26 protein-coding genes and 1 pseudogene are annotated in these 25,353 nt (G+C 45.4%); 10 read left to right on the forward strand and 17 right to left on the reverse strand.

Annotated elements, in window-relative coordinates:
* Positions 1–3 precede the first annotated feature (3 nt).
* The 9 genes and pseudogenes from L5M10_RS02775 to L5M10_RS02820 all read right to left on the reverse strand — a co-directional run bounded on the left by L5M10_RS02775 (position 4) and on the right by L5M10_RS02820 (position 8,278).
* Complete coding sequence (locus L5M10_RS02775; RefSeq protein ID WP_263254807.1) at positions 4–774, reverse strand: ABC transporter permease; 771 nt, start codon at positions 772–774, stop codon at positions 4–6.
* Positions 771–1,709, reverse strand: coding sequence for an ABC transporter ATP-binding protein (locus L5M10_RS02780; RefSeq protein WP_263163828.1), 939 nt, complete (start codon positions 1,707–1,709; stop codon positions 771–773). The genes L5M10_RS02775 and L5M10_RS02780 overlap by 4 nt, the downstream gene beginning before the upstream one ends.
* 203 nt (positions 1,710–1,912) lie before the next feature.
* A complete protein-coding gene (hpt, locus tag L5M10_RS02785; protein ID WP_028761726.1) occupies positions 1,913–2,443 on the reverse strand; it encodes a hypoxanthine phosphoribosyltransferase in 531 nt (176 codons plus the stop codon).
* A 7-nt stretch (positions 2,444–2,450) separates the two neighbouring features.
* On the reverse strand, positions 2,451–3,110 hold the full coding sequence (locus L5M10_RS02790) for a flavin prenyltransferase UbiX (protein ID WP_263163829.1): 660 nt from the start codon (positions 3,108–3,110) through the stop codon (positions 2,451–2,453).
* A gap of 1 nt (position 3,111) precedes the next feature.
* Positions 3,112–4,506 (reverse strand): UDP-N-acetylmuramate:L-alanyl-gamma-D-glutamyl-meso-diaminopimelate ligase, encoded by a 1,395-nt coding sequence (gene mpl / locus L5M10_RS02795; RefSeq protein WP_263254808.1) that lies wholly within the window; start codon positions 4,504–4,506, stop codon positions 3,112–3,114.
* A gap of 198 nt (positions 4,507–4,704) precedes the next feature.
* Positions 4,705–5,327: pseudogene (locus tag L5M10_RS02800) on the reverse strand (hypothetical protein).
* A 169-nt stretch (positions 5,328–5,496) separates the two neighbouring features.
* On the reverse strand, positions 5,497–6,363 hold the full coding sequence (locus L5M10_RS02810; protein ID WP_263254811.1) for a sterol desaturase family protein: 867 nt from the start codon (positions 6,361–6,363) through the stop codon (positions 5,497–5,499).
* Positions 6,364–6,506: 143 nt separating this feature from the next.
* Positions 6,507–7,538, reverse strand: a complete 1,032-nt coding sequence (locus L5M10_RS02815; RefSeq protein WP_263254812.1) for a DUF2804 domain-containing protein — start codon at positions 7,536–7,538, stop codon at positions 6,507–6,509.
* A gap of 215 nt (positions 7,539–7,753) precedes the next feature.
* Complete coding sequence (locus tag L5M10_RS02820; protein WP_372833719.1) at positions 7,754–8,278, reverse strand: porin family protein; 525 nt, start codon at positions 8,276–8,278, stop codon at positions 7,754–7,756.
* Positions 8,279–8,505: 227 nt separating this feature from the next.
* On the opposite strand from L5M10_RS02820, the gene L5M10_RS02825 reads away from it, so the two are divergent.
* The 4 genes from L5M10_RS02825 to L5M10_RS02840 all read left to right on the forward strand — a co-directional run bounded on the left by L5M10_RS02825 (position 8,506) and on the right by L5M10_RS02840 (position 11,780).
* Positions 8,506–9,072, forward strand: coding sequence for a YajG family lipoprotein (locus L5M10_RS02825; RefSeq protein ID WP_105250136.1), 567 nt, complete (start codon positions 8,506–8,508; stop codon positions 9,070–9,072).
* A 29-nt stretch (positions 9,073–9,101) separates the two neighbouring features.
* Positions 9,102–9,686, forward strand: a complete 585-nt coding sequence (locus tag L5M10_RS02830; RefSeq protein ID WP_028761870.1) for a peptidylprolyl isomerase — start codon at positions 9,102–9,104, stop codon at positions 9,684–9,686.
* Positions 9,687–9,759: 73 nt separating this feature from the next.
* Positions 9,760–10,080 carry a hypothetical protein gene (locus tag L5M10_RS02835; RefSeq protein WP_263254813.1) on the forward strand — a complete coding sequence of 107 codons (321 nt, stop codon included), beginning with the start codon at positions 9,760–9,762 and terminating at the stop codon, positions 10,078–10,080.
* 284 nt (positions 10,081–10,364) lie between these two features.
* A complete protein-coding gene (locus L5M10_RS02840) occupies positions 10,365–11,780 on the forward strand; it encodes an AmpG family muropeptide MFS transporter (protein WP_131523725.1) in 1,416 nt (471 codons plus the stop codon).
* Between the two features lie 123 nt (positions 11,781–11,903).
* On the opposite strand, the gene L5M10_RS02845 is transcribed toward L5M10_RS02840, so the two are convergent.
* Entirely contained in the window at positions 11,904–12,389 is a 486-nt protein-coding gene (locus L5M10_RS02845) for a YajQ family cyclic di-GMP-binding protein (RefSeq protein WP_006080274.1), read from the reverse strand.
* 155 nt (positions 12,390–12,544) lie between these two features.
* Here L5M10_RS02845 and L5M10_RS02850 point away from each other — a divergent pair, with 155 nt between their 5' ends.
* The 4 genes from L5M10_RS02850 (at position 12,545) to L5M10_RS02865 (ending at position 15,913) form a co-directional block, all read left to right on the forward strand.
* Positions 12,545–12,907, forward strand: coding sequence for a VanZ family protein (locus tag L5M10_RS02850; RefSeq protein WP_105250138.1), 363 nt, complete (start codon positions 12,545–12,547; stop codon positions 12,905–12,907).
* 50 nt (positions 12,908–12,957) lie between these two features.
* Positions 12,958–13,914 carry a ketopantoate reductase family protein gene (locus L5M10_RS02855; RefSeq protein WP_263254814.1) on the forward strand — a complete coding sequence of 319 codons (957 nt, stop codon included), beginning with the start codon at positions 12,958–12,960 and terminating at the stop codon, positions 13,912–13,914.
* 350 nt (positions 13,915–14,264) lie between these two features.
* Positions 14,265–14,603, forward strand: a complete 339-nt coding sequence (locus L5M10_RS02860) for a P-II family nitrogen regulator (RefSeq protein WP_105250140.1) — start codon at positions 14,265–14,267, stop codon at positions 14,601–14,603.
* A complete protein-coding gene (locus L5M10_RS02865) occupies positions 14,600–15,913 on the forward strand; it encodes an ammonium transporter (protein WP_263254815.1) in 1,314 nt (437 codons plus the stop codon). Before L5M10_RS02860 ends, L5M10_RS02865 begins: the two co-directional genes overlap by 4 nt.
* A gap of 89 nt (positions 15,914–16,002) precedes the next feature.
* Here L5M10_RS02865 and L5M10_RS02870 read toward each other — a convergent pair whose 3' ends face one another.
* The 6 genes from L5M10_RS02870 to L5M10_RS02895 all read right to left on the reverse strand — a co-directional run bounded on the left by L5M10_RS02870 (position 16,003) and on the right by L5M10_RS02895 (position 22,239).
* Entirely contained in the window at positions 16,003–17,523 is a 1,521-nt protein-coding gene (locus L5M10_RS02870) for an EAL domain-containing protein (RefSeq protein WP_263254816.1), read from the reverse strand.
* Positions 17,524–17,683: 160 nt separating this feature from the next.
* Positions 17,684–18,556, reverse strand: coding sequence for a DMT family transporter (locus tag L5M10_RS02875; RefSeq protein WP_263139577.1), 873 nt, complete (start codon positions 18,554–18,556; stop codon positions 17,684–17,686).
* 188 nt (positions 18,557–18,744) lie between these two features.
* Positions 18,745–19,593, reverse strand: coding sequence for a 3-deoxy-8-phosphooctulonate synthase (gene kdsA, locus L5M10_RS02880; RefSeq protein WP_113939761.1), 849 nt, complete (start codon positions 19,591–19,593; stop codon positions 18,745–18,747).
* Between the two features lie 58 nt (positions 19,594–19,651).
* The gene (locus L5M10_RS02885) at positions 19,652–20,899 is read right to left on the reverse strand and encodes a DUF819 domain-containing protein (protein WP_105250145.1); all 1,248 of its coding nucleotides are present in this window, start codon (positions 20,897–20,899) and stop codon (positions 19,652–19,654) included.
* A 156-nt stretch (positions 20,900–21,055) separates the two neighbouring features.
* Positions 21,056–21,844 carry a SirB1 family protein gene (locus L5M10_RS02890; protein WP_105250146.1) on the reverse strand — a complete coding sequence of 263 codons (789 nt, stop codon included), beginning with the start codon at positions 21,842–21,844 and terminating at the stop codon, positions 21,056–21,058.
* Positions 21,844–22,239, reverse strand: coding sequence for a SirB2 family protein (locus L5M10_RS02895; protein ID WP_006080263.1), 396 nt, complete (start codon positions 22,237–22,239; stop codon positions 21,844–21,846). Before L5M10_RS02895 ends, L5M10_RS02890 begins: the two co-directional genes overlap by 1 nt.
* Positions 22,240–22,358: 119 nt before the next feature.
* Here L5M10_RS02895 and L5M10_RS02900 point away from each other — a divergent pair, with 119 nt between their 5' ends.
* Complete coding sequence (locus tag L5M10_RS02900; RefSeq protein ID WP_219255813.1) at positions 22,359–22,772, forward strand: GNAT family N-acetyltransferase; 414 nt, start codon at positions 22,359–22,361, stop codon at positions 22,770–22,772.
* 202 nt (positions 22,773–22,974) lie between these two features.
* On the opposite strand, the gene L5M10_RS02905 is transcribed toward L5M10_RS02900, so the two are convergent.
* Positions 22,975–23,178, reverse strand: coding sequence for a YheV family putative zinc ribbon protein (locus L5M10_RS02905; protein ID WP_012088350.1), 204 nt, complete (start codon positions 23,176–23,178; stop codon positions 22,975–22,977).
* 253 nt (positions 23,179–23,431) lie between these two features.
* Between L5M10_RS02905 and L5M10_RS02910 the strand changes: the two genes are divergently transcribed.
* Complete coding sequence (locus L5M10_RS02910; protein WP_263198111.1) at positions 23,432–25,345, forward strand: ABC transporter ATP-binding protein; 1,914 nt, start codon at positions 23,432–23,434, stop codon at positions 25,343–25,345.
* Positions 25,346–25,353 lie beyond the last annotated feature (8 nt).

The following is a 25,353-nucleotide window of genomic DNA, read 5'->3' on the forward strand; positions in this document are numbered from 1 at the left end:
TGTCTAGGAACGCAGGCCGATTCCGCGCGAGACTAAGTAATACGCTAAGGTCCAAAGTGTGACACAGAAACCGATCATAATGGCGATGGACAATGGCACGCTGATGTCGGCGAAGCCTAAAAAGCCATAGCGGAACACGTTGATCATATAGACCACAGGATTGAGTGCCGACACACCTTGCCAGAAAGGGGGCAAGAGTGACAGGGAGTAAAATACGCCGCCAAGGTAGGTTAATGGGGTGAGCACAAAGGTAGGGATGATACTGATATCATCAAAACTCTTTGCAAAAACAGCGTTGATTAATCCACCCAGTGAAAATAACACTGAGGTTAAAAACACTGTCATTACCACTAAACCGGCATGATGCAAGCTAATGTCGACGAAGAACATGGCCACAAGCGTCACTATTAGGCCGACACACAAACCGCGCGCCACGCCGCCACCAACATAGCCAGCAATCAACACATAATGGGGCACAGGAGCCACCATCAGCTCTTCTAAATTACGCTGAAACTTAGCACTGTAGAATGAGCTAGCAACATTCGAGTAAGAGTTAGTGATCACCGACATCATGATCAAACCTGGGGCGATAAACTCCATATAAGATACGCCGCCCATCTCTCCAATTCGGCTGCCGACTAAGTTACCAAAAATCAAAAAATACAAGGTCATGGTAATCGCTGGAGGGACTAAGGTCTGGATCCAAATTCGCGTAAAACGATTGATCTCTTTACTTAAAATACTTTTAAAGGCAATAAAGTAGAGCTGATTCATACTGAGGCTCCCTGAGTTTTCTTCACGAGTTCGACGAAGAGTTCTTCTAACCGATTAGACTTGTTACGCATCGATAGCACTTCAATATTGGCTGCGCTTAATTGGCTAAAGACATCGTTAAGATTATGCTCTTTCGCTACATCCACCTCTAAGGTATGAGAGTCGGTTAAGCGACAAGCCATGCCATCGAGCACGGGGGCCGTTTCTGTATCGCGACGAAGATCGAGAATAAACGTCTCCATATTCAGCTTACTCAGCAACGCCTTCATACTAGTGCATTCCACTAAAATACCTTTATCGATAATGCCGATATTACGGCAAAGCATTTCCGCTTCTTCAAGGTAATGAGTGGTCAGGATGATCGTCACGCCCTGCTGGTTAATTTGTTTGAGAAACTCCCACATAGAGCGGCGCAGTTCAATATCCACACCTGCGGTAGGTTCATCTAAAATCAATAATTTAGGTTCGTGCATCAGAGCGCGTGCAATCATTAACCGTCGCTTCATGCCGCCGGATAATTCCCGCGAAGGGCTATTGCGCTTTTCCCACAGATCCAGTTGACTTAAGTATTTTTTGGCACGCTCAAGGGCGATAGGTTTTGGCACACCATAGTAACCCGCTTGATTCACCACAATTTGCAGCACGGTTTCAAACTGGTTGAAGTTAAACTCTTGTGGCACTAAACCAATGCAGAGCTTGGCGTGTTCTAGCTGCTTATCAATATCATAATCAAAGACTTTGACCGTACCTGAACTCTTCTGCACTAAGGAGCTAATAATACCAATCGTGGTGGATTTACCCGCACCATTGGGGCCTAGCAAGGCAAAGAAATCCCCTTGATTGACGGTGAGGCTGATGCCTTTGACCGCTTCGACGCCGCCTTTATAGGTTTTTTTAAGCCCTTCGAGTACCAGAGCATGGGTAATATTCGCCATATTTGTACCGATCCTTACACATTAGAAAGTAATAAGATGGTGCTAAAAAACACAATTACAATGATGGGTTGCAGAACTAAAGCAAAAAAATAGCTAATTGATTGAAAAGACAATCTTTAATGATTCAATCATTAATACTTTTTATATTGCCGCAAAAAGCAAAACTCCCGCCTGCTGCGGGAGTTTTAAACTGTATCGGACACTTAATCGAGTGGTACGACTTTGGCGATATAAGGTAGATTGCGATACTGCTCGGCATAATCAATACCATAACCTACGATAAACTCATCAGGGATAGTAAAACCGATAAAATCGACCTTCACATCCACTTCACGACGTTCAGGTTTATCCAGCAGGGTGCACAGTGCAAGGCTCTTAGGCTCCCGCAGTAACAACATCTCGCGCACTTTGCTTAACGTATTACCTGAGTCAATCAAGTCTTCCACAATCAGCACATCGCGACCGGCGATATCTGATTGCACATCTTTCAGCACTTTCACATCCCGTGAGCTGGTCATAGTATTGCCATAACTGGAAACCGACATAAAATCGATTTCAACATGGCCTTTAATGCGGCGACACAGGTCAGCCATAAAGACCACAGAGCCTTTTAACAAGCCTACCATCAGCAGACGTTCACTGTGGGCATAATGGGCATTGATTAGCTCGGCCATTTGATCCAATTTCTGGCTTATCTCTTCAGCAGAGATCATCACTTCGGTGGTGTGTTTCATATAAGTCTCAATTGTCGAGGTCGCGGTTAGACTGTTTGTCATAACCCCAGCGACTCGTTAATGCATGGTCAACGCCCAAATGATCGAGAATTCGAGCGACCATGAAGTCTACCAGATCTTCTACCGATTTGGGATTGTGATAAAAGCCGGGTGCAGCGGGCATAATGGTCGCGCCGAGGCGAGAAAGGCTTAACATATGCTCTAAGTGTATGGCACTAAAAGGAGTTTCCCTCAGTACTAGGATAAGTTGGCCGCGCTCTTTAATCACCACATCGGCGGCGCGTTCGAGTAAATTATTACTCATTCCGGTAGCAACTGCCGCTAACGTCCCCGTTGAGCAAGGACAAATCACCATTTGTTTAGGTGCAGCGCTACCCGATGCAGGCGGTGAAAACCACTCATCTTTGCCTAATACCACTAACTCGCCAGCAATAATCACGCCTTTTTCGTGCAGCAAAGCCAACAGCTGGGCATGGGCTTTGTCACTGTTGGCGCTTAACTGTAAGCCGTGTTCCGTCGCCAATACCACTCGAGCGGCACTGGAGATCATCATAAACACTTGATATCCCGATACCAACAGACACTCGAGTAACTTAAGCCCATAGGGAGCACCCGAGGCGCCCGTCCAAGCTAAGCTAATCGCCTTAGTCGACTTTGCGTAGGCCATCTTAGCTAACCTGCTCTACAGTTGAAGCCTGTTCTAATGCGGCCAGCAGCTTCTTATGTAACCCACCAAAACCACCGTTACTCATCACCACTATGGTGTCGCCTGCTTTGGCGGTTGCTGCGACTTTCGCGACCACATCATCAATTTGATGTAACACAGTCACAGGGATCACCGCCGCTTCCATAGCTTCTTTCATATTCCAGTCGATGGTATCGGCTTGATATAAAAAGGCTTCGTCGGCTTGCATCATAGAAAAAGCTAAGGTGTCTTTATGGACACCGCTCTTCATGGTATTTGAGCGCGGCTCGAGTACCACAGTAATCTTGCGCTGCCCAACCTTAGCCCGCATGCCTTTTAACGTGGTCGCAATGGCCGTCGGATGGTGGGCAAAATCGTCATATACGCTCACACCGTTAACGGTTCCGAGTAATTCGAGTCGACGCTTAGGTGGCATAAACTTAGCTAAAGCTTCAATTGCAGCACTCGGCTTAACGCCAACGTGACGCGCGGCAGCAATGGCCATCATGGCGTTTTCAATATTGTGCTGACCAATCAAATCCCATTCGAGAATACCTTGAGACTCGCCATCAAAAAATACTTCAAAGCGATGGCAATCATCACTTAACGCTTTGCCATACCAACCGCTGGTCGATTCGGTTAAATGATAGGTTTCTTGCTCACTCCAACAACCCATATCAATCGTTTGCTTAACGGCATGGGAATCGGCGGGCCAAATGATCTTGCCTTCACCAGGAACGGTGCGAACTAAGTGGTTGAACTGCTTTTGAATCGCAGCCAGATCGGCAAAAATATCGGCATGATCGAACTCAAGATTGTTGATCACTAAGGTACGCGGATGATAATGCACGAATTTCGAACGTTTATCGAAGAAGGCACTGTCGTATTCGTCGGCCTCAACGACAAAGAAAGCGGTCTTGCCTAAACGTGCCGACACACCAAAGTTTTGCGGTACGCCACCGATTAAGAACCCAGGCTCATAACCACAATCATCTAAAATCCAGGCTAACATGCTAGATGTCGAGGTTTTACCGTGAGTGCCAGACACTGCCAGCACCCAACGCTCAGGCAAAATATGATCGGCTAAAAACTGCGGGCCAGAAATATAAGGGATGCCAATGTTCAACACGGCTTCCACACAAGGATTACCCCGGCTCATGGCATTACCAATGACAACTAAGTCAGGATAGTGCCCTGCTTCACCCAGCTGGCTAGGATCAAAACCTTGAATAAGCTCAATGCCTTGGTCCTCTAGTTGCGTGCTCATTGGAGGATAGACATTGGCATCCGAGCCCGTCACTCTGTGCCCTTTGGCCCTAGCCAATAACGCTAGACCACCCATGAAGGTTCCACAAATCCCTAAAATATGTACGTGCATACCGCTCGCTCTGATGTGTTGAATTCACCGCCATTCTAATCCATCGGGCGACAGATTGGCAGGTAACAATCGGTGAAAAGCACTGCAATCGCAAATGACAGTTTTTAAATCCGTAGATTTCACATTTGAGCTGCAGAACTGAGATTTTTAGATAACAGGTCAACTAACACAAGGCCGAAAACTGTCGCAATGCAGGTCCTAACGTAAGTCACGGTAGAGCTGAGCGTGCTGGCTACGGTGCCGACTAAATAAGAATTGACGTAACGCTTCACGCTCTTCGGTTTCGGCCTGAAACTTAACGAAAGCCAGACCTTTCTCGCTACGAATAGGCTCGATATCGACGCGCATAGTCTCGCCATTGGGCAATTGTAATTGCAGATCTTTACTGCCTAACAATTGTTTAAATTGCTGCTGTGATTTAGCACGAATGGCCATGCCAGAACTAGATAGCGAGGCAACAGACCATTGCTCACCTTGATCGTGGTCGAATATCCACACATCATCGGCTTGAGTTAACCGCCAACTGCGCTCCACTCCCGAGGCATCTAGCACTTCAGGTACACCTAAAGTGGGTTGAAACTGACCAAAGTCATCCACTTTCATCAGTAGCGGAAACCAGAGTTTATAGGCCCGACTTCGGCCAATAGAGTGAGTTTTGCCTTACCGAGAATCGAGGCGATAACTTGCGGCACTTCAGTTGTGACTGTGAGCACATGATTGATCAGGGGATCGTTAGTCAAGGCAGTGCCCACACGAGTCGGCGAAAAAAGTTCGCTAAAACAAGCAAGCTCCTCCGCGGATAATCGAGGTTCATCCATCATGATAAGTCCTCCCGAGTTAAATTCCTTACCCCAAAAAGTACCACCAAAGTATGGGATTGTACATTTTTACACCAAAACAGTGGCAAAAAACGGAATATAGGCTAGCAAGGCTAAATTCAAGACTCTATTAGCCATTTGCGCTATTTAACTTGGAAAATGCAGTGGATTGTTATTCCTCGCTTTTTAAACTGCTGGAAGGTGGAGCAAACAAGATACGCAGTCGTTGTTTAACACTCAACCCTGTCGCTGTGACCTCTGCAAACATGTCTCGCCATTCACTAAAAGTCACTTTAAAGGGATTAAAACTATTCACTGGCTTAGTTATGCCGTAAATCACAGTATCTACCTCGGGCTCAAAAGTGCCAAACAGCTTGTCCCAAATAATCAGCACACCCGCATAGTTTTTATCTATATATTGGGGATTACGACCGTGATGCACCCTGTGATGTGATGGAGTATTGAAGACCCATTCCAGCGGTCCGAGTGATTTAATCGCTTGGGTATGCACAAAAAATTGCAATCCCAGATTGAGTAATACCACAAACACCACCCAGTTTGGATCGAAACCTATGACCACCAGCGGTAACCAAAATACCCACATGCCTGCAAAGGGATACATTAAACTCTGACGAAACGCAGTGCTAAAATTCATATTCTCAGAGCTATGGTGCACCACGTGAGCCGCCCACATCCAGCGGACTCTGTGGCTCGCCCTGTGGAACCAGTAATAACAAAAGTCCTGCGCGACCATCAAAGCAATAAAGCTCAATGGGCCCATTTCAATATCGAGTAACTTCCAACCAAAAATCGCCAAATACAGCTTAGCGATCAACAAACCAGTGAGTAAATCAGCACCTTGATGCATGGCCGCGAGGCTGAAATTACACAGCACTTCTTGGCCGCGATAACGTGCACTCAAGGGTAGCTTTTGTTTTTTATCGCCAAAATACCATTCCAGTAAAATACACACGAAAAACAACGGCGCGAGCACGAGCAGTAACACTTCGGGGTGCTGGATCAGCGAGGCGATATCCATATAAGGTCGTCCTGTTCTCTTGTTGTTTTATGATTATTTTTAGTGTTTTTTATATCGATTCTGAGCGAATTTTATAATCCGCATTAAACGCCACAACACAGACAACAGTGGTCGATTAGTCGCATTTTACGACCCGCATACGGTTACCAGCGGGCATAGTGATCTTCGGCAAGTCCCAGCACATTATTCAACTGATAACTGCGCCCTTGATTATCGGTAATCGTGCCGCAGAAATGACCGATGAATTGACGAAAATTACTCTTAAGCAAGAGCAAATTACGCTTTTCACTGCGACAATTGCGCGCCGCGAACTGTAAATCCACTTGGCCATTTTGACTGTAGACTCGCCAAACCTCGGCGCCGAGCGTGGCATGGCGATCAAACTCAAATTGCACTGGTACGAGTAAATGACGCTCGCCATTAATCCAAAAGACATTTTCAGTAGCGCCGGTTTCATTGACGCCCGCGGCTAAATTAAGCCCCATAATGCCCTCATGGATCCGCGCGTTGATCGACGCCCAGCGCCAACTGGTATCGCGGCGCATGTAACCCGCCGAAAAATCATAACCAGCTAAAGCGTGATTCAGCGGCTGCGGCTCATGAGCTACAGTCAAACTACCTTTAACCGTCAAACCATTATGTTTCTGTGTGTAAGTCCAGCCGTTGTATCCAGTAGGACTACACATGGCCATAGGCAAACTTAAGGGAGCTGAGTGCAAAGTAACATCGGCTTGAATATTTTTAGTATCAATGATTAACCGCCAACCGCCCTCTACAATCTCAAAGCTTAACTGCGCCCCTTTACGGCCAATACTACTTCGGCCCTCGGCAGGCGATGGCGTCATCTGATAGCCAAACCTCAAAGGTTTTAACCAATCAAGCTGGGTGAGTGTGTTGGTTTTTATATCGTATAAATAACAAAAAGCACTGCCGACGTAGGCAATATCGGCAAGCGCGATGCCTAGGACATAACGCGGCGTGACCAAAGAGACAAACTGAAATTGTTTATAATCGAAATGCTTGGCCCACGCTGAAGCGGGTTTATCCATAGTATCGAAATATGCAAAGTCCGCTAAACCTAAGGTTTTGACTATGCCATCGAAATGGCCGAAATGGGGTAGCCCCTTCGGATTGATCAGGCTATCTGGGGCGATTTGCGTTGCTATCGTTAACATGGCTAAGCCTTACAAAAAAGACGCGGGAGCATCTATGCTCTCTCATTCTAAACATCGAATTTTTACTCTAACCTGTCCCCCATTGCATTAAAAGAGTGCAAGGACAAAATGTTGTTATTTTGTTGCCAGTCAATATTCGGTTTAATGTTTTAAATTCCTTGTTTGTAAAACGATTAAAGCGCCTAAAGGCGCTTTAATCGTTGGATAAGGAGAGATTAGAATCGGTAACTAATACCAAAGTTGATCCCCTGTAATTCAAGCTCTTTCATCGGGATATATTGGTATTCCAAATTCAAACCAAATCCTGACTTAAATCGATATTGCCAGCCTGCGGCGCCATAAAAACCGACATCATCCGAGTCCATATCCTGTTTATCTATCTCATAGCTGACTTGAGTATAAGCAGCGCCTAATTTGGCATACAGGCTGTTACCACGAGACAAAGCATACTCACCGTAAGCGGCGGTTCTAACACCTTGGTAACGTAAATCTTTTATCTCACTGATGACGCTAACAAGCGCACTCGCCACTCCACCTGAACCCGCTAAATAACCCGCCTCAAACCCAAAATGCTCGTTGAGCATATAGCGGTAATATAAGTCGCTGGTTAAGGTGTCACCCGCATCATATTTACCGTTCTTAGTTTCAAACTCTTGGGTACCGTAACCTAAACTACCACCCAGTATATGGGCAGAATCGCCCGCGAGCGCATTGGAGCTCATCATGCCTGACGCCAGCATCAGGCCAACAAATAACGAAGTGAATGATATTTTTTCCATATTTAACCTGCCTTCCATGCCTTGTAACTATGCGAATAAATGATGTGAATGCACAGAAAACACGGATGTGAATAATGAGCACAAGATATTAGCAATAAAAGCTGTACCTCAACTGAATCACGGTGTTCTGTGGCATCAAAAGTGATTTCTGGTATGCTGTAGCCACTTTTACTTGTACGAGAGATCCCATGAAACGGCTATTACTGACCTTGACTTTCCCCCTGCTGTTCGCGGGCTGTGCCAGCCAAAATCCGACTCATATGGCTTTCAGCCCTCAAGTGCCCAATATCAGCCAACAAACGGCGCAACTTGTACCTATCGCTCTTGAAACGGTAGATACACGCACAGTCGATTATGTTGCTCGTTTTATTGAAGAAGGGACAAAAACACGTTTAGTTGGCCCGAGCGAACCGCCTAAACTGTTACTCGATGAAGTATTCCGCGCAGGTTTTGCTCAAGCGGGCTACCAAATCGACCCAAGCGCAACTAATTCAGTGCAAATTCAATTAGAAGAATTGCAAATGGATATCACTAAAAAGACCTTTGGCTATGAGGCAAAACACAGTGTGTTAATCGCAGTTCAAGCCAAAAACTCCACCCAAGAGCTGGTTAAACGCTATAAAGCCAAAGGCACTTTAAAAGGTCCTTTAACGCCCGATTTTGCAACCTTAGAACTGGATATGAACAAATTGCTCGGCCAACTTACCGGCGAGATTCTAAACGATCCTGAGCTTAATCAGTTTCTACAAAAATAACAGCGTCAGTTTATTATAAGGAAATCAATATGCTCCGTTGGATATCAGCCCTCTTACTCATCTTTATGAGTCATCATAGCCTCGCACTCGACATTCAGGCCGATACCTTGTATCCCAGAGTCGAATTTGATACTAGCTTAGGCAAAATCGTGGTCGAGCTAGATAGAACTCGTGCACCAATCACTGTCGATAACTTTTTAACTCATGTCGTTAAAGGCGAATACGACAACACAATATTTCACCGCGTGATCAGTGACTTTGTGGTGCAAGGCGGCGGACTCACCCCCAAGTATGAAGAGCTCCCCGAGGGTAAGCCGATAGTCAACGAATCAGGAAATGGCCTAACAAATAGCATGGGCACTATCGCCATGGCACGTGAAAACGAGCCGCACTCAGCCACTCGTCAGTTCTACTTTAACGTAGCCGACAACACTAAACTCGATCCCTCTAAACGTCGTTGGGGTTATGCCGTATTTGGTGAAGTGATTGAAGGTAAAACCGTCCTCGAAGCTATGGCTGTCGTTGAGACAGGAACTAACACTAAGCTCAATTGGCCCGATGTTCCTGTTACCCCTATCATATTGAAAAAAGCCAAATTATTACCAAAACAGTAATCAAAATATAATTTCGAGCAAAAGCGCTAATTTTGCATCTATACTGTGATAGTAAACAGAAAGGAGGCAAACGATGACGGCAACTGAGTTCATCGATAATAAAGCGCACCAACTCGCCTTCTATGGAAAAGCGTTTTTGAGTGAAGAACTCGACTTCCATGAAGTGCAACTTTACTTATGGGACACGTTAGAAGAATGGCAGCAACTGAATTCGACTGGCGAAGCGCAAACTGAAACTGAAAAAGTGTTTTGGCACTTGCTCCACAGCTTTAACAGGTGGCCTGACTGTGTGATCCGCGGTAATCAATATCTGCGTAAGCAAGTAAATGATTGCTGTGACTACCTGAGTTTAGGAGGCCGAGTGCCGCAGGGATGCATCGGGATAAGACCTTAAGTTCAGCATTCCTATCGATAAAAAATGGCCCTGTAATAGGGCCTTTTTTATTTCGTAAACCAATTCCTCGTGTGTACATTATTACGCTCTCCTTACTATCAAGATCTATGCTAGCGATAAAGATAAGCGGTAAACTTTTAGCTACAAGCAGTTAACTCTCGAGCCATATTCAACCATCTTATAGTGCTAAACGGGACTCCAAAGTAAAAGGAATACCATTAGCCCTTGAACCCTATGGCACCTTACCCGTAAGCTAAGCGGATTAAACACTTAGACTCATGCCTATGTCCGCAACAGGTTTTATTCAACGTACACTCGATGCCCTCAGTGTCTATTATCACAAGCGGGTTTTGATCCTGTTATTACTGGGTTTTTCTGCTGGTCTACCATTAATGCTGGTATTTTCAACGTTATCCTTTTGGTTGCGTGAAGCTGGTGTTGATCGCACTTCAATCGGTTATTTCAGCTGGATAGCCTTAGCCTATGCGTTTAAATGGGCTTGGTCACCCTTAGTCGATCGGCTTTCATTGCCGCTGCTAACTCGATTTCTAGGCCGCCGCCGTAGCTGGATGCTGTTCGCTCAGTTGTTATTGGTTGGTGCCATCTTAGGCATGTCTTTTAGTGACCCTCTCAAAGATCTCGAGCGCTTGGCACTGTTCGCATTAATGGTCGCCTTTGCCTCAGCCACCCAAGATATTGTTATTGATGCCTTTCGGATTGAATCAGCCCCAGAAAAGATGCAAGCCGCACTAGCAGCGGCCTATCAAGTGGGCTATCGCAGCGCCATGATTATCGCCACCGCAGGCGCACTCACCATAGCGGCTTGGGTTGAACCCGGTAACACGGCATACAACTTAGTGGCATGGCAAACTTCTTACCTGATTATGGCAGGATTGATGTCTGTTGGGATTTTGACCACGCTTTTTAGCCGCGAACCCGAAGTCGATACCCGCGCCGCCGATGCCACTGAATTAGCGCTAAAACAACGCTTAAGTGCACGTTATCCTAGAATTATCGCAGCGGGCATATCTTGGGTATATACGGCCAGTATTTTACCCTTTATCGACTTTTTCAAACGCTATGGCCGCAGCGCTATCCTCATCTTATTACTGATTTCTTGCTACCGGATCTCGGATATTGTGATGGGGATTATGGCGAACGTCTTTTATGTGGACATGGGATTCACTAAGGAAGAAATTGCCTATTTAAGTAAAATCTATGGCCTGATCATGACCTTAGTCGGCGCAGCCTTTGGCGGCGTTCTGTTAGCTCGCTTCGGAACTATGAAAATCCTTTTCCTCGGTGCCTTACTGGTTGCCGTAACCAATCTGCTATTCGCGTGGCAGGCAGTGATTGGCTACAACGTGCCCTTTTTAACCTTTGCTATTTCCGTGGATAACTTCAGCGCTGGGATAGCCACGGCGGCATTTATTGCCTATCTCTCGAGTCTCACTAGCAACGGCTACAGTGCAACGCAATATGCCTTACTGTCTTCGATTATGTTGCTTTTCCCTAAATTTATCGCGGGCTTCTCGGGCGCTTATGTCGACGCATTTGGCTATGTGAACTTCTTTGTCGCTGCCAGTGTTATTGGCTTTCCAGTGTTGTTTTTGGTTGTCTTAGTCAACAAGTATGCCCCGCATCCAAGCACATCATTAATGGATGATTCGTCAAAAAGTGCACCAACAAACTCGGATTAAGGTCTCATAGCACTTATGTCATCAATATAAAAAAGCCCTCACACCTTAGTGTGAGGGCTTTTTTATATTTAAAGACGAAATGGCAAACGCGATACTGCATCACGTTAAACCAATTCTGCTCGATTAATCTTTAAAGTTATCAAATTGGAAAGGCTGGCCTAACTCAGACTCACGTGCCAACGCCATGACAGCTTGTAAATCGTCACGTTTTTTACCTGTAACTCGTACTTTCTCGCCCTGAATAGACGCTTGTACTTTAAGTTTGCTGTCTTTAATTAGCTTGACCAGTTTTTTAGCAATTAAGGTTTCTATACCTTCTTTAAACTTCACTTTTAGGGAGAAGGTTTTACCGCTGTGGATGGCTTTCTCATCGACTTCCATCGAAGACGGATCCACATTACGTTTGCTCAGTTGCATACGTAAAATGTCCACTAATTGTTGGCATTGGAAGTCATCTTCAGCGGTTAACGTGACCACATGATCCTTATATTCCACGTCAGCCGTTTTACCGCGAAAATCGAAACGTGTCGCCAGCTCACGCTTAGTATTATCAACCGCATTACGCAGTTCAACTTCATTCACTTCTGACACAATATCCATTGAAGGCATAGTTTTTATGTCCCATATCAAATTAATATGCAGCTAGTTTACCCACACACAAGCCTAAGTTGAAGGTAAAGCCTAGAATAAAAGCGTAATCATGGGTGACTTTAGCCACACATTTTCCTATCATTGCCCCACTCTAAGCTAATACAAACATATTTGTGATAACTAAAAATACCCTATTTAAGCTGGCTTTAGCCGTAGCCTTTGTCGTGATCAGTTATCTGGTATTTTCCAGACCAACCTATTCGCAAAGTATTCCGAATATCGACAAGGTAGGCCATCTTGGGAGCTTTTTTTGCCTCTCCTATCTCACCTATCTTGCTTTCAAACCTAAGTGGTATTGGTTATCTCTCACACTGGCAAGCTACGCCATTTTAATTGAGTTGGTGCAATCACGTTTGCCCTACCGTAGCGCTTCTGTGGGTGATGTTATTGCCGACTTTTCGGGTATTGCACTGTTTTACTTTTGCAATTGGGCCTATGGCAAATACTTCCGCGCAGCGCAATTGCGAGAAGATTAACTCAGGCGCTTCAAACTGGTACTGATGACCGATACCTTAAGGCTACAGATATGACTCATGCTGTGAACATAAATCGCGTGGTGGATATTGCGATTTTAGGTGCTGGTGCCGTTGGGCAGCTTATTTGCCACCAACTGACTACAGCGGGCATGAGTGTTGGTCTTATCGGCCGCGATTCAATTGCATCTATACAGCAGACACTTAGCGTCACTCCATTAGCGCTGGCCAATGATAATCAACATAAAACACAAGCACTCCAGTATTCTGTGCCTATCTTAGCGGCCAATGCGCTCGTTAATATCCGCCTCGTGATTGTCTGCGTCAAAGCCTATCAAGTGCTCGATGCACTTTTGCCCTTACTTAACCAACTGCCCAGACAATGCCACATTTTGTTGTTACACAATGGAATGGGACCTCATTTAGCCCTAGCGCCGCTAATTGATGCGCAAGCTGATGACAGAGGGCTAAGCCTAGGGACAACTTCCCAAGGGGTGTTACGTCAAGCCAGTTGGCAAATTAGGCAAACTGGACAAGGGCTAACTCAATTTGGGCATTTTGCAGGTACAGAGCTCACTGAGCATTATCGCAATGCTTTACTGGCGGCTATCCCCAACAGTGAATGGGTGGATGCCATTGTGCCTTGTCTATGGCAGAAACTCGCCGTTAATGCCGCGATTAATCCGCTTACAGCACTATATCAATGTCCTAATGGCACACTCGCCGAGCCAGATTTTAGTGACATGATTAAAGGCATTCTCGACGAGTTAGTCACGGTTGCCACACTCGAGGGCGTGCCTCTCGATAAACAATTGTTACACGACAGGGTCTATCAGGTGATCCGCCTCACTGCGGGGAATTTCTCATCGATGCACCAAGATATTGCACACCAAAGACGAACTGAAATAGACCAAATTAATGGTTATATCTGTGAGCGTGCACGAGCGCACGGTTTAAGTGCGCCAGTTAATGCTGACCTCTGGGCGCGCGTCAAACAGCTAGAAGCTTAAGCAAGAAAAATTACATAATAAAACTAAATATAACATTATGTTTAATTTATATAATTTTTAATTTTTTGCTAAATCCCCACTTTTTATTTACCGCATTAAAACGCGAATTCCCCTAGTGCCATACTCACTCGGCTTTTCCCGCACTCATGCTAGTCAAGCAAATTTAACTTGCACCAATGATACGCACCAAATCAGGGCGGATTAACTTTGCTTTGCACCGTTTTGCATCAAAATTTTAAGCTATTTCGGTGCATTTTAATGTTAACGCAATGATAATAAATGCTTTATCTATATGGCCTAATTCCTGCTTTATTCCAATAAATTGAGTCTACAGCTTGTTGGAGAGAAAATTGAAACTGGTCACTGCTATCATTAAACCGTTCAAATTAGACGATGTACGTGAAGCCTTAACTCAGCTCAGCGTCCATGGCATGACAGTCACTGAAGTACGCGGTTTTGGCCGCCAAAAGGGCCATACGGAATTGTATCGTGGTGCTGAATATGCAGTGGACTTTTTACCTAAGATTAAACTCGAAGTTGCCATTCATTCCGATCAAGAAGATGCCGTTATTGATGCCATTATTGCTGCAGCCCATACGGGCAAAGTGGGTGATGGCAAAATCTTTGTGACTTCGTTAGAACAAGTGGTGCGCATTCGCACTTCGGAAGAAGGAGTTGATGCCCTATGATGCTAGTGAGCTTCAGACTCAGTATTAAATACCTATTGATATTATTCAGTGTATTGGCGACGAATGCCGTCGCCGATGATGGTCAATTTAGCGCTGCAAATACAGCGTGGATCTTAAGCTCATCCGCATTAGTGTTGTTGATGACCCTGCCAGGATTAGCCTTGTTTTACGGCGGTTTAGTTCGCAGTAAAAACGTGCTTTCAATATTGATGCAATGCTTCTCTATTGCCGCCCTAGTGTCAGTTTTATGGTTCGGGCTAGGTTATTCACTCGCATTCGACACAGGTAACAGTTTCATCGGTGGCTTAGACAAAGCACTACTGTCAGGTATTGGTCGCGATAGTCTTAGCGGGGATATTCCCGAGCCGCTGTTTATGCTATTTCAAATGACCTTTGCCATCATAACGCCAGCCTTAATCATCGGTGGTTTTGCCGAGCGAATGAAGTTTTCAGCTGTGCTTATCTTTTCAGGTGCTTGGTTATTACTGGTTTATGCGCCGATCACCCACTGGGTTTGGGGCGGTGGCTGGTTAGCACAGCTAGGACTGTATGATTTCGCGGGCGGAACCGTGGTGCATATCACCGCAGGGGTTGCTGCGCTCGTGGCCGCTAAAGTGCTAGGTCCACGCAAAGGATTTTTAAACTCGGCGATTATGCCGCACAACCTGACGATGACAGTCACAGGCGCGGGCATGCTGTGGGTGGGTTGGTTCGGTTTTAACGGTGGCAGTGCGCTCGGCGCTAATGGCACCGCAGCCATGGCGATTCTAGCCACTCATCTCGCCGCTTCTATGGGCGCGATGACATGGGCGGCAATTGAGTGGATTAAGTTTGGTAAACCCAGCGCCCTTGGCATAGTCACAGGCATGGTAGCGGGCTTAGGCACTATCACTCCCGCCTCTGGTTATGTTGGCCCAGCAGGCGGCTTAGTCATAGGTTTACTCGGTGGAATCGTGTGTTTTTACTCAACGGTTTATATCAAACAGAAACTTAAAATCGATGACTCCTTAGACGTTTTCCCCGTGCACGGTGTCGGCGGTATTCTCGGTACCCTTTTGGCAGGAGTATTTAGCTCGACCCAATTAGGCGTCTTTAGCGGCTACGGTTTTGCGGCAGTGAACGACACTATGATAGACCAACTTGGGGTACAGATTATCGGGGTTGTGGCGACATTCACTTATACTGCAGTGGTCACTTGGTTGCTGTTTGTGATCATCCGTAAGCTACTTGGCGGCCTTCGCGTCAGCACAGAACAAGAAGTTAACGGCTTAGATTTATCGGAACACGAAGAAACGGGTTATAGCCTTTAATCAGAACCTCGAGCCAGAACCTTTAGTTAAGACAGTTGAATAGCCATAAGGGTACCAAGACGCCCTTATGGCTGACTTACATCATGATGCTACTTTTTGAAATGTTCGACTAACCATAACTTTAAATCCGCCAACTTCATCGGCTTAGCAAAGAGATAACCTTGTAAAAAATGGACTTGGCGACTGGTCAAATAGTCCGCCTGCTCCTGGGTTTCAACCCCTTCAGCCACCACCACATAATTCATCTTATGGGAGAGCTCAATAATGGTATCGAGCACGTGGGAAGTCACGGAGTCCTGCCCTATGGTATCGATGAAGCATTTATCGATTTTCAAGTAATCTAATGGCATGGTTTGTAACAAAGATAAGGTTGTTTGCCCAGTACCAAAGTCATCGATAGCCACTAAAATCCCCAACTGGCGTAAGCTTTCAATGCGCAGGCAAATATCCGGCGTTAATAATTGCCGTTCGGTGATTTCGATTAAAGGCTTAACGCCAATACGATCCAAAGAATCCCGCAGATGAATAAATTTCGACTCGATATCATCTTGGGTGAAATGCTCTGGCGCCACGTTGAACGCGACTCTAAAGCCCGATTCAACCTTCATATTAGCAAAATCTTTTAATGCCTTTTCGAAGATATAATTGGTCAATGGAACAATCAGCTTGCTCTCTTCGGCGATAGGAATAAACAAATCAGGCCGTACTAAGCCCATTTGTGGGTGCTGCCAACGCACTAATGCCTCGACTCCTTTGGCCTTGCCGTCCTCAGCACAGATCACAGGTTGATAAACCAAAAAGAACTCTTCGTTCTCTATCCCGCTACGAATATCATCAGCAAGGGAGTGACGAGATAACCGTGAATAGAGCACAAACAAGATAGAACCCGTAATCAAAATAATGCTAAAGGGTAATGAGATGGCAAAAAATATCCAAAAAAAATGCCTAAAAAAAGCAGGTGACATTTCTAGTAACACCGAAAAACGATGATCCTCAGAATCTAAAGTCATTACCTCATTTTTGATAAACTCGAGTGATTCAGGAATCGTTTTACCATTGATGGATAAAGCGACATTGATAACTGCGCTAGGAAACACATCGGGCTGTACAAAGGAATCTAATAAATATTGTCCTTCTATAATGACAGCAGCGCCGTGTTTAGATTTAGGGTCCCATTTAGATGACACTATCGCGGGCACCTCAGGCATAAAAGGCGTGCCCGTAATAATAAACTGGTTAGATATTTCAAGATTTTCGGTAGCACTAACAATGCTCAGGGGAGTATCAATATCACCGGTTTTAGAAGAGCAATAAACATGTTGTGAATCATATATTAAAGCCGAGCGAAAGTAGGGTTGGAACAACATATAGTTGTATAACTCTTGACACTCAGAATCCTTCAATGCCAATGCATAATGGCTGATTTCATTAGCATGGGACACCAAAGTATCAATATGACTCACATAAATAGCCCCCACACCTTTGACTTTATCTTCAACAAAATACTGTGCAGAGAGATAACTTGCGACAGCAGCAATTCCAATTGGAAACAATATGACTGCCAGCCATTGCCATAATGACAGATTTAATTTTGCTAACTTTTTTCGCATATATCCTTAACTCGCACAGCGCTCGGTTAAAAATGGTATCAAAATCTATGGAGCAAGACGTGTGTATATTTGTATCTCAGCGAATGTTTGCTTGATATAAACACACTGAATCGAGTTCTATTTTAGTCTAAAAAACCAGCATACCTTCTATTAATTTAGTCTATTCCCACATCACCAAAATGGCGGCGATAGCGATTAAGACTAACCCTAGCATATCTTTTATCTTTACTTTTTCCTTCAGCCAAAAGGTGGCAATCAAGATCATAAAGAAAACTTCAACTTGACCTAAAGTTTTAACATAGGGCACAGCCTGCAACGACATAGCACTAAACCAACCGATAGAACCTAAACAACTGGCGATGCTTGTCAGTAAAGTCAACTTAGGTCGTTGCCATAATGCTATCAGCGTAAATTTATCCTTAAGCAACAAATAACTGACTAACAGCAAAGTTTGTAGGCCTATCACAAATAGCAACACCCAAGCTGCGCTATGGGGGAAACCCACATTCAAACATAAACTCGCTTCTCGTACCCAAAGCGATGTCAGCGCAAACGAAGTACCGCAAGCCAAACCAATCAATACCGTATTGAGCGACAAGCTTCGCAGGCCTTGCTTGGCACTCATGAGAAAAATTGCCACACCACCCAACAACACTCCCGACCAACCTAAAAGGGATAAATGCGTCCCAAAAAACACTGTGCCTAAGATCGCAGCGACCACGGCTTCACTCTTGGCTAGCCCAGCACCAACGGCAAAGTTCTGTTGCTTGAACAATTTCACCATCAAGCCCGTCGCGAGGATTTGCATCGCCGATGCTCCGAGAATAAAACCGATAAAACGGTCGCTAAAATCGGGGATTCCGACATCCTGCCAAAGATATAAGCTCGCCAGATACACGGCGGCAATCGGCCCAGCCCAAATAAAACGCGCTAAGGTCACGCCCGCAACACTCACTTCTTTACTCAGCTGGCTTTGAAACGCATTACGCCAAGCCTGCATAAATGCCGCCAGCAAAGTGAGTAAGATCCACATAAAGGTATTCCGTAAAGAATCTGGTCGGCTATAAAAACAAGATTGTTAGGCAAAGCCCATCATAAAACATTAATGTTTCAGATAGCTACGGTGCTATACCAATCACATTCCTCGACTGAAAAACAAAAGCCCCGAACGAGTCGAGGCTTTGGGATTAAGTCACTAATTCATTAAGTCTTAGCTTGCGATTACTTACTGGTATCGATTGGCTCGAAGGATTTCACCAAATCGTCGATCGCTTTCATTTGCTTCAGATAATTTTCTAACTGATGTAAAGGCAGCGCACATGGGCCATCACACTTAGCGTTATCAGGATCGGGGTGCGCCTCAATGAATAGACCCGCTAAACCCAGCGCCATACCACTGCGCGCTAACTCGGTCGCCTGTGCACGACGTCCACCCGCTGAATCTGCACGACCACCAGGGCGCTGCAGCGCATGAGTCGCATCAAAAATCACTGGGTAGCCAGATTGCTTCATCTCATCCATGCCCAACATATCAACGACTAAGTTGTTATATCCAAAGCTTGAACCACGTTCACACAAGATGATCTCGTCATTACCCGCTTCGTTAAACTTAGTGATGATATGGCGCATTTCATGTGGTGCTAAAAACTGTGGCTTTTTCACATTGATAATAGCGCCAGTTTTTGCCATCGCGACAACCAAATCTGTCTGGCGAGCTAGAAATGCAGGTAACTGAATAATATCAACTACTTCTGCCACTGGCACACACTGATGCACTTCATGCACATCGGTGATCAAAGGTAAATTAAAGGTCTTTTTAATCTCTTCAAAAATCTTTAAGCCTTCCTCCATACCTGGACCGCGGTAAGAGTTGATCGAAGAACGATTCGCCTTATCAAAAGACGCCTTAAATATATAAGGGATCCCCAGCTTTTGAGTCACTTCGGCGTAGGTTTCAGCAATCGACATAGCGAGATCGCGAGACTCAAGCACGTTCATGCCACCAAACAACACGAAAGGTTTATCGTTGGCAATCTCGATTGAACCTAGGTTTATGATTTTATTACTCATCGCAACTTCTCTCTAAAATGCTGGAACCTTTCCCAGCGGTGAATAGGAGCTAAGGCGGTTATACCGCAACTAACTGTAAAATTTGACCACAAATCCATGCCATATAGGTTCCTAACGCATAACCTAATACGGCTAACAGTACGCCCACGGGTGCTAAAGCGGGGTGAAATGCCGCCGCAACTACAGGGGCTGACGCAGCGCCACCCACATTCGCTTGGCTGCCTACGGCCATATAAAATAACGGGGCTTTAATCAGCTTAGCCACCAGTAACATAAAGCTTGCGTGAACGATCATCCACACAATACCAATTAAAAAGTACAATGGCGTATCGAGCACCTTACTCACATCCATATGTAGACCAATGGTCGCAACTAAGATGTAAAGGAAGGCTGAAGCCACTTTTGATGCCCCCGCCGCCTCTAAATGACGCACTGGGCTGAATGACATCGCCAAACCAATCGTTGTGACTATCACCACTAGCCAGAAAAATTTAGAGGTTAAACTGTAATCTGCGGTCCAAGGATAGTTCACTTCAAAAAATGGCCCCAGAAAATCAGCGGCGATATGAGCAATACCTGTGATACCAAAGCCTACAGCGACAATCAGCATAAGATCGCGCAGATTAGGAATGCGTGCATTTTCAGCGTGATACTTTTCAACTTTATCTTTTAACGCTTCAATAGCAGAAGTATCTGCACCGGTTTTAGCATCGATCTCTTTCGCTTTTGAGGCAAGAAACAGCAGCACTGCCATCCAAATATTGGCGACTATCACATCGACTGTCACCATCACAGAGAAAATATTACCGCCCACGTCATAAATCTCTTTCATTGCAGCTTGGTTTGCGCCCCCACCAATCCAGCTCCCCGCTAAGGTCGTCATACCACGCCATACCGCATCGGGGCCATCGACCCCAATTAAAGAAGGTTCAATAACCGACACCAGCAACAAGGCGATAGGGCCGCCGATAACGATACCGACAGTGCCGGTTAAAAACATGATCAAAGCTTTCGGCCCTAAACTTAAAATAGCTTTTAAATCAACGCTTAAAATCAATAATACTAAACAAGCTGGCAGCAAATAACGGGATGCCACAAAATACAGTTGTGAGGTATTACCATCGATTACCCCAAAGGTATTCAATAACGATGGCAAGAAATAGCACAATAAAAGGGCGGGAATAAAACGATAAAACTTCTGCCAAAAAGGATGACTACTGCTACTGGTATAAAATACAAAACCTAGAATTGTCGCGAGTATTCCTAACGCCGTGGCATCGTTCGTCACTAAAGCCGTGCTTGTCATGCTAATTTCTCCCTGTTGATACAGTTATTATTTTTATTAGAGACTTAACTTTTAAGTCCCTGGGTCAAACTTCCATCTGCCCAGTGTTATTATTTTTGCGGATTGAATTCGTTAATAAAAGTTGAATAAATAAGAAGAGCCCCGAAAGGCTCTGCTTTAGTGATAAACCTCGGCGTGTTCGTTTAATTCTTTGAGCTGCATCTTCACTATCTCGATCACGGGATCGTGAGGACTATTATCAACAAAATGCTGCAGATCGGCGGCGGCCACATTAATACAACCCAACTGCTGTGCAATAAATGCCCGCTCACGATTCAAATGTACATCGTCAACATGCCATTGCAACAGCAGGCTGCAACACTCCATCGCTGCCTCAAATTGATGCGACACTATGCAACCCGCCTTAAGCTCATGCAGCATACGCGTCAGCAGTTTTTTCACCGTTGCAGGCTTTAAGTAACTTGCCTTAAGTTCAGCAGCATTACCTAACTCGCCGCGCACTAACACGTGCAACTGGTGACGGGTGAGTTCCTTGCCCGTTAAAGGATCCAAATAACTCACTTCACCGCCAATCTTACAACGCAGAACCGTATTGCCAGGTAGCAATATGGGTTCGAGTTCAAGATCTAACTGCTTCGCCAGCAACATCAATACCGTCGCCAGCGTTGTACTATTACCTTGGCGACTAATTAAGCAAGTACCTAAATCTGCCGCCTCTGTACTGAAGTAGTTCTCACGAACACAAAAACCTAAATCCTCGTAAAACCAATGCAACAGCGCATTAAAACGCTGTTGTTGATCAACCAAGTAATGACTTAATACGGCTCCCGCCATTTCAAACCAAGCCCATTTAGCGGCTTCAAGTTTAGAAAATCCAAGGTGCGCACCTACATCCAATGCCGACTCGGGCAATGAAATGCCATCTTGCAGAGTGTAGTTACCCATTAACCCAATAATACCGCTTGTTTAAAATGAGCCAATTTAGCAGCATAAACCAACCAACCTATCGCGCCTAAGTAAGCAAACACTTTGAACAATTTGTTTCTGTTCGCTTTTATGGCAATGGCGCCTAGGACAATGTAAGCAACTACAGCACCGATTTTTTCGGTCATCCAAGGATCCACAAAAGGAAATTGCTGGATCATAAAACACAAAGTTAAGCCCGACAGCAGTAGGAAAGTGTCGATAACATGGGGCGCTATCTTGAGCAGCTTCTTCTCCATCAGAGCCGATTGGCGCAGATGCAGGACAAAGCGCACGGTAAGCAATAACACGCTCAACGCGATAAAGGTAAAATGCAGATGTTTAACCGCAGGATATAGACTGTAAAAAGTTTCCATTACGATACTTATGGCCAGTGACAAAGGCGCTAGTTTACCCTAATCCTTGACGGCATACCAATGCCTATCAGCCTAGATATTCAGAGCTAACATCATAAAAAATCAAACGAGAAGTGACGATGAATTTAAGCTTAATTAACGATGAATCAACCGAGTTCGCCGATGCTGTAAAACAAAAAATTGTCGAGTTCAACCAAGTCCAATGGCAGGGGCTTAGCCGTAAAAATCTCGGACTCAAACTACAGGACTCCGAAGGTAAACTGTTAGCAGGGATCAGCGGTAAAACCTTCGGCAATTGGTTGTTAATCGACTATCTGTGGGTCAATGATTCTTTAAGACACCAAAGTATCGGCACGCGCTTATTATTAGCCGCAGAAAGCCAAGCAAAGGAGCGCGGCTGCCAATTTGCCCTACTCGATACCTTAGATTTTCAAGCTAAGCCCTTTTATGAGCGCCACGACTATCGCGTGCAGTGGATACAACAAGCCTATCCAGAAACCGGCAGTAAATTTTTTATGGTAAAAGTGTTGTGATGTTTAAGGTCAGCGGTCATAACCGAACCCAATGCTTAGGCTACCATTTCTGATATCTAACTCAGACCGCTTCAATGAACTTGAGCTAATTGCGAGTGGTTAATGATTTGCGCACCTTTTACTCGCAAAGCTACAAACGGAAAAATAAGACATAGGACAGACGTCCTCAGCCAAAGCGATCCAATTGAATTAAAGCTTTAACCTAATCCGGCTTAAACACGCCGATCACAGCGCCGGTGGCTTTTTCAGTGACCTTTTCATCGGTTTGCTGTTCACGGTAGTCACACTCTGTGCATTCAACGGTTTCGATGCCGTTTTCCTTGTAGAGTAAAATGCTGTCTTTGGCGCTGCATTTTGGGCACTTAGCACCGGCTACGAAACGCTTTTTGATTTTAGTGTTTGTCATAATAGATAAAGGACCAGATAGCAGGGCCAAGGGACTCGGCCGAAGAAATTGGCGCTATTTTGCCACACTGATGATTGAATGCCAGTGTTACCTGAAAGTGTGAGGCCTTAGGTCGATGTGATGCGATTCACTGAAGATCGTCCTGAAAAGTCGAATAATTGTCCGAGTTATCGGGTCAGGCTGTGGTTTGATACGGGGTTGTACGCTATTATCTGTGCCCTGACGAATTCACGTTCTAACCAAGTTGTAGTCAATGATCAGCATCAACCAAGCGCAATTAATCCGTGGCAGCAAAACCCTGCTAGATGAGACCTCTCTCACGATTTATCCCGGCCATAAGGTCGGTTTAGTCGGTGCTAACGGCACAGGCAAATCTTCACTGCTCGCATTAATTTTAGGTCACTTAAGCCTAGATAAAGGTGAATTTAGTCTGCCTTCTGGCTGGCAAATTGCCACTGTGGCCCAAGAAACCCCTGCGCTCGACGTCTCGGCACTGGAATATGTGATCGATGGCGATAGCGAATATCGTCAATTAGAAGCCTTATTACACAAGGCCCAAGAAGATAACGACGGCAATGCCATCGCACTCTTACACGGCAAAATCGACGCTATCGGTGGTTATGCGATTCATTCGCGCGCGGGTTCATTGTTAGCGGGTCTGGGCTTTAGTGAAGCCGATCAAAGCAATCCAGTGAAAAGCTTTTCGGGCGGTTGGCGTATGCGCCTCAACTTAGCCCAAGCGCTACTGTGTCGCTCTGACTTATTGCTCCTCGACGAACCGACCAACCACTTAGACTTGGATACCATGTACTGGCTCGAAGGTTGGATTAAGTCCTATCAAGGCACGCTGATTTTAATCAGCCATGATAGGGACTTTATCGATGAAATCGTTGATGAAATCGTCCACGTTGAAAATCAAAAACTCAATTTCTACAAAGGCAATTACAGTGCCTTTGAGCGCATTCGTGCCGAACGTATGTCGCAGCAACAAGTTGCCTTCGAACGCCAACAAAAAGAACGTGCACACATGCAGTCCTTCGTTGACCGTTTCCGTTATAAGGCGAGTAAAGCCAAACAAGCGCAGAGCCGCTTAAAGGCGCTAGAGCGCATGACTGAGTTGTTGCCGTCTCAAGCCGATAGCCCATTTTATATGGAATTTCGTGCTCCAGAAGCCCTACCCAATCCGCTGATTAAGATGGAGCAAGTCGCTATCGGTTATAGCGATAAGCCAATCCTGAGCAAGGTGCATTTAAACTTAGTACCGGGTGCGCGCATTGGTTTACTCGGCCGTAACGGCGCGGGTAAATCGACATTAATTAAGCTGTTATCGGGTCAATTATCGCCAATGACAGGTTTGTATGAACCTAATCCTGGCGTCAATATCGGCTACTTTGCTCAGCATCAAATCGAATTTTTACGCCTCGACGACACGCCGATGCAGCATTTAGTACGTCTTGCACCCAATGCCAGAGAGCAAGAGCTACGCAACTTCTTAGGCGGTTTTGGTTTTAACGGCGATATGGCGCTTTCACCTGTGCGCCCCTTTTCTGGCGGCGAGAAAGCCCGTTTAGTGTTAGCGCTATTAGTTTGGCAACGCCCTAACCTATTGCTGCTCGATGAACCCACCAACCATTTAGACTTAGAGATGCGCCACGCCCTGACAATGGCATTGCAAACCTTTGAAGGCGCTATGGTTGTCGTCTCGCATGATAGGCATTTACTACGATTAACCTGTAGCGATTACTATCTGGTGGATCAAGGTGAAGTACGCGCCTTCGACGGCGACTTAGACGATTATCACCAATGGTTGCTCGATGCGGCGAAAGCCAACTCGAATCAAAACAGCACCAGCGACGAGATCAAACCTGCCGCCGATAAGAAGATACAGAAACGCCTCGAGGCCGAGATCCGCCAAAAGGTATCGCCGCTCAAGCGCAAACAAACTAAGTTAGAAACCGAGCAACAAAAGCTGAGCGAACGCCTCGCCGAGCTAGAACACTTGCTGGCCGATAGCGAATTGTATGATCAAGATAACAAAGCCAAGCTAACCTCGGTATTAACCGAGCGAACGAGCTTGACGCAAACCTTAGAAGACAGTGAAATGCAATGGCTCGAGTTGCAAGAAGAGATAGATGCAATGGAGCAAGAGGTCATGGAGCAACAATAACTCCAGCG

The sequence above is a fragment of the Shewanella sp. SM32 genome (assembly GCF_025654235.1).
GTDB classification, from domain to species: Bacteria; Pseudomonadota; Gammaproteobacteria; order Enterobacterales; family Shewanellaceae; genus Shewanella; species Shewanella oncorhynchi.

Excerpts from the sequence above, each read along its gene's own strand:
- L5M10_RS02775 (WP_263254807.1), bottom strand. The coding sequence starts at position 774 with ATGAATCAGCTCTACTTTATTGCCTTTAAAAGTATTTTAAGTAAAGAG.
- L5M10_RS02780 (WP_263163828.1), bottom strand. The coding sequence starts at position 1,709 with ATGGCGAATATTACCCATGCTCTGGTACTCGAAGGGCTTAAAAAAACC.
- hpt (WP_028761726.1), bottom strand. The coding sequence starts at position 2,443 with ATGAAACACACCACCGAAGTGATGATCTCTGCTGAAGAGATAAGCCAG.
- L5M10_RS02790 (WP_263163829.1), bottom strand. The coding sequence starts at position 3,110 with ATGGCCTACGCAAAGTCGACTAAGGCGATTAGCTTAGCTTGGACGGGC.
- mpl (WP_263254808.1), bottom strand. The coding sequence starts at position 4,506 with ATGCACGTACATATTTTAGGGATTTGTGGAACCTTCATGGGTGGTCTA.
- L5M10_RS02810 (WP_263254811.1), bottom strand. The coding sequence starts at position 6,363 with ATGGATATCGCCTCGCTGATCCAGCACCCCGAAGTGTTACTGCTCGTG.
- L5M10_RS02815 (WP_263254812.1), bottom strand. The coding sequence starts at position 7,538 with ATGTTAACGATAGCAACGCAAATCGCCCCAGATAGCCTGATCAATCCG.
- L5M10_RS02820 (WP_372833719.1), bottom strand. The coding sequence starts at position 8,278 with ATGCTGGCGTCAGGCATGATGAGCTCCAATGCGCTCGCGGGCGATTCT.
- L5M10_RS02825 (WP_105250136.1), top strand. The coding sequence starts at position 8,506 with ATGAAACGGCTATTACTGACCTTGACTTTCCCCCTGCTGTTCGCGGGC.
- L5M10_RS02830 (WP_028761870.1), top strand. The coding sequence starts at position 9,102 with ATGCTCCGTTGGATATCAGCCCTCTTACTCATCTTTATGAGTCATCAT.
- L5M10_RS02835 (WP_263254813.1), top strand. The coding sequence starts at position 9,760 with ATGACGGCAACTGAGTTCATCGATAATAAAGCGCACCAACTCGCCTTC.
- L5M10_RS02840 (WP_131523725.1), top strand. The coding sequence starts at position 10,365 with ATGTCCGCAACAGGTTTTATTCAACGTACACTCGATGCCCTCAGTGTC.
- L5M10_RS02845 (WP_006080274.1), bottom strand. The coding sequence starts at position 12,389 with ATGCCTTCAATGGATATTGTGTCAGAAGTGAATGAAGTTGAACTGCGT.
- L5M10_RS02855 (WP_263254814.1), top strand. The coding sequence starts at position 12,958 with ATGACTCATGCTGTGAACATAAATCGCGTGGTGGATATTGCGATTTTA.
- L5M10_RS02865 (WP_263254815.1), top strand. The coding sequence starts at position 14,600 with ATGATGCTAGTGAGCTTCAGACTCAGTATTAAATACCTATTGATATTA.
- L5M10_RS02870 (WP_263254816.1), bottom strand. The coding sequence starts at position 17,523 with ATGCGAAAAAAGTTAGCAAAATTAAATCTGTCATTATGGCAATGGCTG.
- L5M10_RS02875 (WP_263139577.1), bottom strand. The coding sequence starts at position 18,556 with ATGTGGATCTTACTCACTTTGCTGGCGGCATTTATGCAGGCTTGGCGT.
- kdsA (WP_113939761.1), bottom strand. The coding sequence starts at position 19,593 with ATGAGTAATAAAATCATAAACCTAGGTTCAATCGAGATTGCCAACGAT.
- L5M10_RS02885 (WP_105250145.1), bottom strand. The coding sequence starts at position 20,899 with ATGACAAGCACGGCTTTAGTGACGAACGATGCCACGGCGTTAGGAATA.
- L5M10_RS02890 (WP_105250146.1), bottom strand. The coding sequence starts at position 21,844 with ATGGGTAACTACACTCTGCAAGATGGCATTTCATTGCCCGAGTCGGCA.
- L5M10_RS02895 (WP_006080263.1), bottom strand. The coding sequence starts at position 22,239 with ATGGAAACTTTTTACAGTCTATATCCTGCGGTTAAACATCTGCATTTT.
- L5M10_RS02900 (WP_219255813.1), top strand. The coding sequence starts at position 22,359 with ATGAATTTAAGCTTAATTAACGATGAATCAACCGAGTTCGCCGATGCT.
- L5M10_RS02905 (WP_012088350.1), bottom strand. The coding sequence starts at position 23,178 with ATGACAAACACTAAAATCAAAAAGCGTTTCGTAGCCGGTGCTAAGTGC.
- L5M10_RS02910 (WP_263198111.1), top strand. The coding sequence starts at position 23,432 with ATGATCAGCATCAACCAAGCGCAATTAATCCGTGGCAGCAAAACCCTG.